We start from the raw sequence: 12,516 nt of genomic DNA on the forward strand, positions 1-12,516 counted from the left end.
TTCCCCTGGGAAGGCTCCGCTGCCGGACACGGCTTTGATGGCAGGATACGAGCAAGAAACGGGTGGAAAATGCTTAGGCACTGCAAGGGTCTGCCAGTCTGTCTGGCTCCACAGGCACGGGTACCGCGGACACTCTGCCGCCGCACGTGGAAGCGCATTCCCGGCTGCGTCAGGGCAGCCTAGGCCGTACTACTCTCGACAGATTTTCTTCTCACCGGCAAAATGCCGCAGATGAGAAGGCCAGATCCACGCTCCATGTGCGTCGTAGCCGCCGGGATCGTGCTGGCAGCAGGCTCGGTATCCCCCATGCCGCCTGCTGCCCCCGCCGCCGGTCCCCCAGCCGGCGGCGCCGAACTTACCGCCGCTGAGCTCGGCGAAGAACAGCAGGTGCTGGCCGGGTCCCTGACGGATGCACTGGACCCGGCCGGCTGGACCTACCAGGATGGCAGCGCACTGAGGCCAGGTACTCCTCCGGTACCGCGGCCCGTGGGCTGCCCGGCTTCGTCCGGGACAGCCGTGACTCAGGGAACCGGGAGCGCCGCAGGACCGCGGCGCCATTTGCTGGAACTCCAGCTGGCCGGCCCCGCACCTGCCTCCCCCGAATCCGCCCGTGACCGTGCCCAGCGGGTCCTGCTGGGCTCGGGTGCGGATATGCTCTCAGCGCTGACCCCGGGACCTGATGCGCCGCCGGAAACCGCCTACACCTTCACGGCATCCTTTGCGGGCGGCATCGTGAAGTTCTCGGCCACCGATTACGAACAGACGCTGCAGATCACCTCTGCATGTTCCTCGGACCCGGCGCTGGCCGCCACCGGAAATCCTGTCACCTAGGCCCCTCCTGACGGAGTGCGTGGATAAGCGGTTCCCGCCGAAAAGCCCCCGAAGTAGGGCCAGGGTCTTGTCTCCCAGTCGTTAGGGATCCTAGTCTCTGGCTACCTACCGACCGGTAGCTTTACACCTCTCTGACAAGGAAGTCACCGAATGAGGTCTCCTCTGCGCAAGCTCCCAGCCCTGCTCGCTGCGGGTACCCTTGTGGCCGCCTCCGTCCTGGCAGCCCCGCCTGCCTCGGCGCTGACGGATCCGGACGCGGGTGCCGCAGCACCCAAGGTCCGCACCGACGTCGTAGTCCAGTCCTTCGACGGGACGCCGATACACACCAATTTCTTCCCCGCCCTGGGCCTGCAGGCGGGCGAAAAGGCACCGACGGTCATGGTCGGCCCCGGATTCGGCCTGCCCGGCGGGCGTATCCCGTCCACTTCCACCAGTACCCTGATAGGTTCCATCGGACTCGCCCCGCTGCGGGAAGCCGGCTACAACGTGCTGACCTGGGATCCCCGCGGTTTCGGTTTCAGCGGCGGCGAGGCGTACGTCAACAATCCCGCCTATGAGGGCCGGGACGGGCAGGTCCTCATTGATTTCATCGCCAACCAGCCCGAGGCCGCCCTGGATGCTCCCGGCGATCCGGTACTGGGCATGGCCGGAGCGTCCTACGGCGGCGGCATCCAGTTTGTCCTTGCTTCCATGGATGACAGGGTGGACGCCATCGCGCCGACGATCGCGTGGAACAACCTGACCACCAGCCTGTACAAGGAAGGGTCATTTAAATCCGGCTGGGGCAGCCTGCTCTGCCTGGAAGGTACCCTTACCGGCCAGCTGGGCGAACTGGTCGGCAACAGCGGCGCCCTTGCCGCGCCGGTGCGCAAGGCCTGCCGCGAGGGAATGCGCTATCCGAACACCCTGAGTCCGGAGTCCCTGGCGTACTTCGAATCCCTGACTCCGCAGAGCATGTTCACGTCGATCACTGCGCCCACACTGATAATCCAGGGCACTGTGGACACCCTGTTTACGCTCAACGAAGCCACCCGGAACTACAACCTGATCAAGTCAGCCGGCACCGAAGTGAAGATGCTGCAGTTCTGCGGCGGACACGGACTGTGCACTTCCGGCGTGGCCGGACAGGACCGGATCACCGGCGCCGTCCTGAACTGGTTCAGCAAGCATCTGGACGGCAACGATGTTTCAACCGGTCCCGGTTTTGAGTTCATCGACCAGCTCGGAACCAGCCGTGCCGCGGACGGTTATCCCGCTCCCGTCGGTTCACTGACCGGAACCGGGAAGGGAACCCTGCTTCTCTCCCCCGCTGCCGTCAGCGGAGGCGTCATTGCGGCGGCCTGGGCGCCGGTAGCCGTCAACGCTCCCGTCACCGCCCCGGCCGCGGCAACCCAGGTCTTTGGTGCGCCGCAGCTGACGCTCACCTACCGCGGAACTTCGCGGACCCCGAACACACATGTGTACGTCCAGATTATCGACAAGTCCCGCAGCTCACTGGTGGCAGGTAACCAGGTGACGCCGGTGCCGCTCATTCTGGACGGCACCGAACGGACGGTCACCGTCCCGTTGGAGGAAATCTCCTACCTGGTGACGCCGCAAAGCAGGCTGGTGCTGCAGGTGACGCCGAGCTCTTCGGTCTACACATCCCCGAAGGTCACGGCGCTGACGTCCTTCACGGCGTCGGTGTCCCTGCCCGTGATTGCCGACTACCCGGTGGTGCAGTAACCGGGCCCGGGTGCGGCCCGGCAAAAGGGCCGCACCCGGGGTTAGGCCTTGCGCAGCTTAAGCTCGACCTCTTCCAGGGACAGACCGCGGGTCTCCGGCATGAACCGCTTGACGAACAGCACCGCGCAGATGCCCAGGGCAACGAAGATGAAGAACGTGTTGGAAATACCCAGGGCGGCCATCAGCATGGGGAAGGAGAAGCCGACCGCGAAGTTGGCCATCCACTGAACGAACACGGACAGCCCAATGCCCAGGCCACGGACGCGCAGCGGGAAGATCTCCGCCAGCATCAGCCAAGTCACCGGGGAGACAGCACCCTGCTGGAAGGCCAGGAACAGGACAGTCAGGGACAGGACGGTGAAACCGCGGGCGGTGCCTTCGGGCATGAGGAGCGAGGCAGCACCGATGAGCGCAAGGGTGGTGGTGGTACCCAGCAGGCCGGTGATGAGCATGGGCCGGCGCGATACCTTACCCAGCAGCCAGATGCCGATCAGGGCGGCGGCAACGGAGACAACGCCGTTCGCTATGTTGGCCGTCAGCGCAGCTTCGGTGCCGAAGCCGGCGTCAGCCAAAATCTGGGTGCCGTAGTAGATGATCGCGTTGACTCCGGTGATCTGCTGGACGATGGAGAGTCCCATGCCGATCAGCAGCACCCGCAGCAGCCACGGCTCGGCGAAGTCCTTCAGCCGGCCTGTGCGTGTGGTGCCTGCCAGCCCCTTGATCTCTTCGTACTCCGCCTGGGCTTCTTCAGCACTGCGGATTTCCTGCAGCGCCGTCAGCATCTGCGCGTATCGGCCCTTTGACCCCAGCCAGCGCGGGCTCTCCGGCACGAAGTGCATGCCGATCCAGAGCGCGACTGCCGGAACGGTGGCCACGAGCAGCATCCACCGCCAGACATTGCCCTCTTCACCCCAGAGGTTGCCGATCACCGCGTTGCAGACAAAGGCCGCCAGCTGGCCGGTAACGATCATCAGCTGGTCGCGGGTGACCAGCTGGCCGCGGCGGGACGCCGGGGCCAGCTCGGCGAGGAACATGGGCACGACGGCGGACGCGCCGCCGACGGCTAGGCCCAGCACAACGCGGGCGAGCACCATCAGTCCCACGCCCGGCGCAGCAGCGGTGCCCGCGGCACCGGCCATAAAGACTACGGCCAGGATCAGCAGGAGGCGGCGGCGGCCCAGCCGGTCCGCGAGCTGTCCGGCTCCAACGGCGCCAAATGCGGCACCGAAGAGCAGGCTGGAGGTGATCAGGCCTTCAGTGAAGGGGGTCAGCCCCAGATCATCCTGCATGTAAGGCAGCGCCCCGTTGATCACTCCGGTGTCGTAACCGAAGAGAAAACCGCCAAGGGTGGCTATCCAGGTGGCCCGGCGCAGTGCCCGGCGGTGGTCCCCCGGTACTTTGCGGGAAGCGGCTGGCTTGGAACTCATTGAATTGTCTTTCTGATGGTGAACGCACAAAACCCCCGTGCACCGGAAATGAATCCGGGCACGGGGGCCGTGCTGGTGGAGCTTAGAGCGAAGCGAAGACTTCGCGCAGCAGTTCAGCGGTCTCGGACGGCGTCTTGCCGACCTTCACGCCTGCAGCTTCAAGGGCTTCCTTCTTGGCCTGGGCGGTTCCTGCGGAACCGGAGACGATGGCGCCGGCGTGGCCCATGGTCTTGCCTTCGGGAGCGGTGAAGCCGGCCACGTAGCCGACAACCGGCTTGGTGACGTTGGCCTTGATGAACTCGGCTGCGCGCTCTTCGGCGTCGCCGCCGATTTCGCCGATCATCACGATCGCCTTGGTCTCGGGGTCAGCTTCGAAGGCTGCGAGGGCGTCGATGTGGGTGGTGCCGATGACCGGGTCGCCGCCGATGCCGATGGCGGTGGAGAAGCCGAGGTCGCGCAGTTCGTACATCATCTGGTAGGTCAGGGTGCCGGACTTGGAGACCAGACCGATCGGGCCCTTGCCGGTGATGTTGTTCGGCGTGATGCCGACCAGTGCTTCGCCGGGGGTGATGATGCCGGGGCAGTTCGGGCCGATGATGCGGGTGACCTGGTTGCCGTCGGCGTCGACCTTGGACTGGGCGTGTGCCCAGAACTCAGCCGAATCCTGGACGGGAACACCTTCGGTGATGACCACAACGAGGCCGATGCCGGCGTCGATTGCTTCCATCACGGCGTCCTTGGTGAATGCCGGGGGGACGAAGACGATCGAGACGTCAGCCTCGGTCTTCTCCATGGCCTCGGTAACGGTGCCGAAGACGGGCAGCTCAACATCGCCGTGCGTCACGGTGGTGCCGGCCTTGCGGGCGTTGACGCCGCCCACAACCTGGGTCCCGGCCTTGAGCATCAGGGCGGTGTGCTTGGTGCCTTCGCCGCCGGTGATGCCCTGAACGATGACCTTGGAGTCCTTGTTCAAGAAGATAGACATATGTGAATTCTCTTTCTGGGGATCGGCTCGGTCAGCGAGCTGCGTTGGCGAGCTCGGCAGCCTTGTCGGCGCCGTTGTCCATGGTGGTTGCGAGGGTGACCAGCGGGTGGTTGGCCTCGGCCAGGATGCGGCGGCCTTCCTCGACGTTGTTGCCGTCCAGGCGGACTACGAGCGGCTTGTTGGCCTCGTCGCCGAGGATCTCCAGAGCCTTGACGATGCCGCTGGCAACGGCGTCACAGGCGGTGATTCCACCGAAGACGTTCACGAAGACAGACTTGACCTGCTCATCGTTGAGGATGACGTCCAGGCCGGCAGCCATCACGGCTGCGGAGGCGCCGCCGCCGATGTCCAGGAAGTTGGCGGGCTTGACGTTGCCGTGCTTTTCGCCGGCGTAGGCAACGACGTCGAGCGTGGACATAACCAGGCCGGCACCGTTACCGATGATGCCAACTTCGCCGTCGAGCTTGACGTAGTTGAGGTCGTTCGCCTTGGCCTTGGCTTCCAGCGGGTCGGCTGCATCCTTGTCTTCCAGCTCGGCGTGGCCGGGCTGGCGGAAGTCAGCGTTCTCGTCCAGGGAGACCTTGCCGTCCAGGGCAACGATGTCGCCTGCACCGGTCTTGACCAGCGGGTTGACCTCCACGAGTGTGGCGTCTTCCTTGGTGAAGACATCCCAGAGCTTCAGGATGGCGTTGACCACGCCTTCGCGCAGTTCCGGAGCGAAGCCGGCTGCGTCGACGATTTCTTCGGCCTTGGCCTGATCGATGCCAACTGCCGGGTCAACGGCGACGCGGGCAAGGGCGTCGGGACGCTCAACGGCGAGCTGCTCGATTTCCATGCCGCCTTCAACCGAGCACATGGCCAGGTAGTTGCGGTTGGCGCGGTCCAGCAGGACGGAGAAGTAGAACTCCTCGGCGATGTCGGCACCCTGGGCGATCATGACCTTCTTGACCGTGTGGCCCTTGATGTCCATCCCGAGGATGTTGCTGGCGTGCTCGAAGGCTTCGTCAGCGGTCTTTGCCACCTTGACGCCGCCGGCCTTGCCGCGGCCGCCAACCTTCACCTGTGCCTTGACGACTACAACGCCGCCAATCTTCTCGGCTGCAGCTTTGGCTTCTTCAGGAGTGTGCGCCACGATTCCGGCGAGCACGGGTACACCGTGCGCCTCAAACAGATCGCGCGCCTGATATTCAAACAGGTCCACGGGCTAGTGTCCTTCTACGTCGAAGTAGGTTTACATTCGATCAGCTGATCGCGAAGCAGATGCATGAAGCCGGGCTGCCCCATTGGAACTTTAGTCCCTCGGCTCTTCAGGCCCCTCACAGACTACCGCTTTAGTGATGAAGGGCACAGTTCTATGGTTTGTAGAAAATCCGGCTGTCCGTTATGGAGACCTTGTGTGCTAGGACTCCTTGGTCAGCGGGGCGTATCGCAGGAGCAGGCGCTTCTCCCCGGCGTCGAACTTAACCTTCGCCACCGTCTTATCCCCCGCCCCTTCAACGGCGAGCACGGTGCCGTGGCCAAAGGATGTGTGGTTGACCTTGTCTCCGACCGCCACCGAAATGACTTCCTTCTGCGGCTGGACGCGGCCCATGGCCTTGGACACCGGTGCGGCCGCAATGCTGCCGCCCGTTGATGAGGACGAGCCCGCGCCCCAGTGTGAGCCGCTGTACCGGCTGGAGGTGATGCTTCCGCCGCCTCCCCAGGTTGGGCGGTCCATGCCTTCACGCTTCCATTCGATGAGGTCCGCAGGCACCTCCCCCACGAACTGGCTGGCCGGGTTGTACTGGCTCTGCCCCCACATGCTCCGCACCTCGGACCGGGTCAGGTAGAGCCGCTGGCGGGCGCGGGTCAGTCCCACGTAAGCCAGGCGCCGCTCTTCTGCCAGCTCTGCGGGATCGGTAGCGGAGCGCTGGTGCGGGAAGATGCCCTGTTCCATACCAGTCAGGAACACCACCGGGAACTCCAGGCCCTTGGCGGTGTGCAGCGTCATCAGCGTGACAACGCCCTGACGGCGGGATTCCTCGACGGCGGCGGCGACTTCCTCGGCGGAGCCTTCCGGGGCGTCCGGAATCTGGTCCGCATCCGCGACCAGGGACACCTGCTCCAGGAACTGCTCAAGCGTCCCCTCGGGATTGTCGCGTTCGAATTCACGCACGACGGCGACCAGTTCAGCCAGGTTTTCCACCCGCGATTCGTCCTGGGGATCGGCGCTGGAACGCAGCTGCGCCAGGTAACCGGTCTGTTCCAGCACGGCTTCCAGTGCTGCGGATGCTCCGGATCCGGATGCGACTTCCGCCAAGTCGTCAATCAGCTTCACGAATCCGTTCACGGCATTCAGTGACCGCGTGGCCAGGCCGGGAGCCTCTTCAGCCCGGCGCAGTGCCGTCATAAAGCTGATCCGTTCCCGCTCGGCCAATGCGGCCACGGAATACTCCGCGCGGTCGCCTATGCCGCGCTTGGGCTCGTTGAGAATGCGCCGCAGGTTCACGACGTCGTCCTGGTTGGCCAGCACGCGCAGGTACGCCAGCGCGTCCTTGATTTCCTTGCGCTCGTAGAACCTGGTGCCGCCCACCACTTTGTACGGCAGGCCGACGCGCACCAGCACGTCTTCAAGTGAACGGGACTGGGCGTTGGTGCGGTAGAAGATGGCGACGTCGCCGGGCCGCAGGTTCTCTTCGTCCTGCAGCCGGTCGATCTCCTCGGCGATGAACCGGGCTTCCTCGTGCTCGTTCTCCCCCACGTAGCCCACGATCTTGGCGCCGTCCCCTTCGGCGGTCCAGAGCTTCTTTTCCGGCCGGTTGGGGTTGCGGGAAATCACCGCATTCGCCGCCGAGAGGATGGTCTGCGTGGAGCGGTAGTTCTGTTCCAGCAGGATGGTCCGGGCGGAAGGGTAGTCCTTCTCAAAGTCCACGATGTTGCGGACATCTGCGCCGCGGAAGGCGTAGATGGACTGGTCGGAGTCGCCGACAACGGTGAGTTCGGCGGGCGGAATGTCCAGGTGGCCTTCGCCTTCCACCCCAACGAGTTCACGGACCAGGGCGTACTGGGCGTGGTTGGTGTCCTGGTACTCGTCGACCAGAATGTGCCGGAAGCGCCGCCGGTAGTACTCCGCCACACCGGGGAAGGCCCGGAACATGTAGACGGTCTGGGCGATCAGGTCGTCGAAGTCCATGGCGTTGGCCTGGCGCATGCGCTGGGTGTACCCGGTGTAGACCTGGGCCACGGCCTGCTCGAACGGATCCGAATAGTTGGCGCTGGACGCATAGGACTCGTCGTCGATGAGTTCGTTTTTGAGCCCCGAAATCTTATTGGCGATCGCCTTGGGCGCGAACCGCTTGGGGTCCAGGTCCAGGCCCTTGGCCACCAGCGTGATCAGCCGGAGGGTGTCTGCGGAGTCATAGATGGAGAAGTTGGAGTTCATCCCCACGGCTTTGGCCTCGCGGCGGAGGATGCGCACGCAGGATGAGTGGAAGGTGGAGATCCACATGGTCTTGGCCACCCCGCCCACAAGCGATTCAATCCGCTCACGCATTTCCGCTGCGGCCTTGTTGGTGAACGTGATGGCCAGGATCTGGCCGGGATTGGAGCGGCCGGTAGCCATCAGGTAGGCGATCCGGTGGCTGAGCACCCTGGTCTTGCCCGACCCGGCGCCGGCCACGATGAGCAGCGGCGATCCCGCGTGCTTCACGGCCTCCTCCTGCTGCGGGTTCAGACCGCGCAGCAGATCCGCGGCCCGTGCTTCATCCACGCGCGGGGAACGGCCGCGGGAATGCCCTGCATCCTGCCTGGCAGCTTCCGCCGTTTTGTCCTGGCCGCCCTGCTCGTCTGCGGAGTCCGCGGAGGCCTTGGTCTTCGCGGGCGTGGAAAAGTACGGATCAAAGAGATAGTCCATGGTGGTTTTAAGTCTAGGTGCTGGCCCGGACATTTTCCCGAACGCCGTTTCCGGCGTCCGGTCCCTGGACCTTTTGCCTAGCTGTCCGCCAGCCGGCGCTGGACTTCGCGGACGGCTGCTGCGGGTCCGGCTATGTACCAGCGGAAGCCGCGGACCTCGATCACCGCCGTCGTGCCGGAAGCCGCTTCAACGATTGCCTTGCCCGGCAGCCAGTCCCATTCGGGGCAGCTGTGCTGGAACCAGAGGCCCAGCCGGCCCGTTGCCACGGAACCGAGGTCACAGGATCCCGAACCCAGCATGCGCAGGGTTGCTGCGCCTGAGGCCGCACGGGTCCAGGGGCCGGCAACATCTTCGCGCTTCAGCCAGGTCGGGTGGAGGTAGGTGCCGGCGCTGAGCCGGTCCAGGTCGGCATCCTTCAACGCGGGAAGCTCTTCACCGTTCAGGGTTGCCGGATGCCCGGGTCCGCCCAGCCACAGCCGGTCCTCCTGGGGCTGGAAGATCGCACCAAGCAGCACGGGCGGGTTCCCGCTCACCGTGTCCGCTTCCCGATCGTCCCGCAGAGCGAGCGCAGAACACCAGTAGGTAGAGCCGGAGAGGAAATTGTAGGTGCCGTCCACAGGATCGATGACCCACGTGCGCCCGGAGGTCCCCTCGTGGCTGGCACCCTCTTCACCGAGGATCCCGTCCTCTGGCCGCAGCCGGCGGAGGGTCTCGAGGACGAGTTCTTCCGCAGCATGGTCAGCTGCGGTCACTACGTCTGAGACTGAGGTTTTTTGTTTCCCGGTCAGCCCTTCGCGGCGCATGGCCAGGGCGAGCGCCCCTGCCTCACGGACCAGGGAGGCGGCCAGGGCGAAATCTTCTTCGGCGGCGTAGGCACTCATGCCCTTAGCCTAGCCCGGCTGCCACATGCAGCAAGGAGCGGGCAGGCCTCCGCCATACTGGAGGTATGGGTAAAACTCCGGCACAGCGCGCCGCCAAGCACGGCGACAAGGCACAGCTTCCGGCAGGGGCACAGGTCCCTGCCAATCCAACAACGCAGCGGACGCCGCAGCAGGCCAAGACCAACGCCAATTTGGTCGTGATTGCCGCGGCGGCCACCGCGCTGTTTATGTTCTGGTACTACCACCTGCTGGTGCTGGACCAGATGACCCAGCTTTCCGGGGGCCTGGCCATGCCGGACTCGCTGATCGGCGGGTACGACATGGAGTACCTGGCGGCCCTGCGCTCGGCGTTGGATGCCGATGCGCTGGGCCAGCTCAGCTACGTCCACAAAACGGCAGGCACCCTCTTTCCCCTGATCTTCGGATTCGCGTGGCTGCTGATCATCGGGCTCAATACCCGGCGGCGTTCGCTCCGCTGGGTGTTGTGGGCCTTTCCGATCCTCTTTGTCATAGCGGATCTCTGGGAGAACGTCGCCATTGACGGCGTTCTGGGGTCCGCGGAGCTAGCGGCCGGTGACGCTGGCCTGGCCAGCATCCTCACGGTCGCCCGCTGGGTCCTCCTCGGGCTCAGCCTGGTGGCGTCCGTGTTTGCCGTTTTTAGCGCCCGGCCGGGACGGCCACCAGAACTTGTCACCGAGGACAAACACTAGGGCCGGCACAATAACGGTCCGCACGATCAGGGTGTCGAACAGGACGCCGATCGCCACGGTGATGCCCACCTGGGTCAGGGTGACCAGCGGCAGCACACCGAGCACCACGAATACCGCGGCCAGCAGGATGCCTGCACTGGTAATCACGCCGCCGGTGGAGCGCAGTGCTGCCAGCATGCCCTTCTTGGTTCCCATGGTGCCGGCGTTCTCCCGGGCCCGGGTGACCAGGAAGATGTTGTAGTCAACACCCAGGGCCACCAGGAACAGGAAGCTGTACAGCAGTGTCAGGGTGTCCAGCGCCGGGAAGCCCAGCACGTTCTCGAACAGCAGCCAGCTCAGGCCGCTTGCCGCGAAGAAGGTCAGCAGCACGGAGGCGACCAGCAGGAACGGGGCTACCAGGGACCGCAGCAGCACCAGCAGCACGAGGAACACCAGGATGATGACCAGGGAAACAACCAGCGTCACGTCATGCGTATTTGCGTCCAGCTGGTCAACCCGCTCGGCTGCCTCGCCACCTACCAGGGCTCCGTAGTCCGGGTTTTCCGCGAGGTCCGAGCGAAGGTCCCGGATGAAGGTGTTGGCCTCGTCGGTGCCGGCTTCGTAGGCGGTAATCAGGTCGATCCGGGTCAGCCCGTCGTGCTCGGCAATGACGGTGGCGTTGTCCACGCCGTCCACACTGCCCAGCTCTTCGGCTGCCGCTTCTGCTTCATCCGAGTCCACCAGCACGATCACCGGGAAGGTTGAACCTGCGGCGAAGCCTTCGGAAAGCGTCTCTGCGGCAGTCACCGCTTCGGGCTTGTCAGTGAACTGTTCGTTTTCGCTCAGGCCGATCTTGGCGCTGAAGAGACCGCTGGCCATGACCAGCAGGACGATGACGGCGATGCCGGCGATCGTCTTCGGCTTACGGGCCGTTGCGTCGCCCAGCTTGCCCCAGAACTTGCCTTCACGTGCCGGGTCTCCGACCTTGGGCACGAACGGCCAGAACAGCTTGCGTCCCAGCAGCACCAGAGCCACTGGAAGCAGGAAGAGCGCACTGAGGATGGCAAAGACGATGCCCACCGCTGCAGAGAAGCCAAGGCCGCGGTAGCTCATGGTGTCCGTGAAGAGCAGGGTCAGCAGCGCCAGGATGACGGTGCCGCCGGAGGCGATGATCGCTTCGCGGGTGCGGCTGAGTGCCTTGCCCATCGCAGCGTAGACGCTGTCGTGTACCCGGAGTTCTTCCCGGTAGCGGGCGATAAGCAGAAGGGCGTAGTTCGTCGCGGCACCGAACACCAGGACACTGGTGATGCCGACGGCGGACGGGTCAACCTCAATCCCCGCGAGCGGCGCAAGCACGTCCACCATGCGGAGGGAAAGCTGTTCGATGGTGCCCACGATGGCCAGGGGCACGATCCACAGCCACGGCGAACGGTAGGTGATGATCAGCAGCAGTGCCACAACTGCAGCCGTGACCGCCAGGAGGGTGAAGTTTGCGCCGGCGAAAACACCGGCAAGGTCGGCGGTAAACGCAGCTCCGCCGGTGAGTTCGGCCTTCAGACCCTGGGGCGCGGCGTCGCTGACTGCCTCACGCAGGGCTGCGACTTCATCGCCCACGGCATCGCCGTCGTCACTGGCAGCCTGCAGGGTAACGGGGATAAGGGCCACAACGCCGTTCTCGGAGACCAGCGGCGGAACCTGCGCGGGAGGGGCTCCGACGCCGGCTTCCGTTGCCGCCGCACTAATGTCAGCGATGCCCGCAATGTCTGTCTCCGTCATTTCGCCGCCGTCTTCGCGCGAAACGACAACGAGCGCGGTGGACTGCTGCGCATCAGGGAACTCCTTGAGCAGCTCCTGCACCTGGGTGACCTGGTACTTGTCGCTGAGCTGGCCCACCGTGGAGGACTCATTCTCGGGGACCGGGATGGAGAAGAGCCCCACGATCACCACCAGGCCGAGGAACAGCGTGATTAACGCTGCTCTCGCGGATTTAACTATCTTCGAGCTCATGGGTGGTACTCCTGGTGGTAGGAAGCAAAGTAACTAGAGAAAAAAGTATCTCTTATTTAGAGATACTTCAACGTGAAGC

At 64.7% G+C, this 12,516-nt stretch carries 8 protein-coding genes and 1 pseudogene; 3 read left to right on the top strand and 6 right to left on the bottom strand.

The window, feature by feature from the left end:
* Positions 1–231 precede the first annotated feature (231 nt).
* A complete protein-coding gene (locus tag FYJ28_RS07220) occupies positions 232–831 on the top strand; it encodes a hypothetical protein (protein WP_154578770.1) in 600 nt (199 codons plus the stop codon).
* A 150-nt stretch (positions 832–981) separates the two neighbouring features.
* Positions 982–2,556 carry an alpha/beta hydrolase gene (locus FYJ28_RS07225; protein ID WP_154578771.1) on the top strand — a complete coding sequence of 525 codons (1,575 nt, stop codon included), beginning with the start codon at positions 982–984 and terminating at the stop codon, positions 2,554–2,556.
* Between the two features lie 41 nt (positions 2,557–2,597).
* On the opposite strand, the gene FYJ28_RS07230 is transcribed toward FYJ28_RS07225, so the two are convergent.
* The 5 genes from FYJ28_RS07230 to FYJ28_RS07250 form a co-directional block, all read right to left on the bottom strand.
* Positions 2,598–3,983 (bottom strand): sugar porter family MFS transporter, encoded by a 1,386-nt coding sequence (locus tag FYJ28_RS07230; protein WP_154578772.1) that lies wholly within the window; start codon positions 3,981–3,983, stop codon positions 2,598–2,600.
* Between the two features lie 82 nt (positions 3,984–4,065).
* On the bottom strand, positions 4,066–4,968 hold the full coding sequence (gene sucD / locus FYJ28_RS07235; protein ID WP_055239934.1) for a succinate--CoA ligase subunit alpha: 903 nt from the start codon (positions 4,966–4,968) through the stop codon (positions 4,066–4,068).
* Between the two features lie 31 nt (positions 4,969–4,999).
* Entirely contained in the window at positions 5,000–6,169 is a 1,170-nt protein-coding gene (gene sucC, locus FYJ28_RS07240) for an ADP-forming succinate--CoA ligase subunit beta (protein ID WP_055239933.1), read from the bottom strand.
* A 198-nt stretch (positions 6,170–6,367) separates the two neighbouring features.
* Positions 6,368–8,860 carry a DNA helicase PcrA gene (pcrA, locus tag FYJ28_RS07245; protein WP_055239932.1) on the bottom strand — a complete coding sequence of 831 codons (2,493 nt, stop codon included), beginning with the start codon at positions 8,858–8,860 and terminating at the stop codon, positions 6,368–6,370.
* Positions 8,861–8,937: 77 nt separating this feature from the next.
* Positions 8,938–9,741: an inositol monophosphatase family protein gene (locus FYJ28_RS07250; protein WP_055239931.1), complete on the bottom strand. Its 804-nt coding sequence runs from the start codon at positions 9,739–9,741 to the stop codon at positions 8,938–8,940.
* 65 nt (positions 9,742–9,806) lie between these two features.
* Here FYJ28_RS07250 and FYJ28_RS17310 point away from each other — a divergent pair, with 65 nt between their 5' ends.
* On the top strand, positions 9,807–10,451 hold the full coding sequence (locus FYJ28_RS17310) for a hypothetical protein (RefSeq protein WP_154578773.1): 645 nt from the start codon (positions 9,807–9,809) through the stop codon (positions 10,449–10,451).
* A gap of 18 nt (positions 10,452–10,469) precedes the next feature.
* Here the strand turns inward: FYJ28_RS17310 and FYJ28_RS07260 are convergent.
* Positions 10,470–12,437 (bottom strand): annotated as a pseudogene (locus FYJ28_RS07260) (MMPL family transporter); the annotation flags it as partial.
* Between the last annotated feature and the right edge of the window lie 79 nt (positions 12,438–12,516).

The sequence above is a fragment of the Arthrobacter sp. BL-252-APC-1A genome (genome assembly GCF_009696625.1).
Lineage (GTDB): Bacteria > Actinomycetota > Actinomycetes > Actinomycetales > Micrococcaceae > Arthrobacter_B.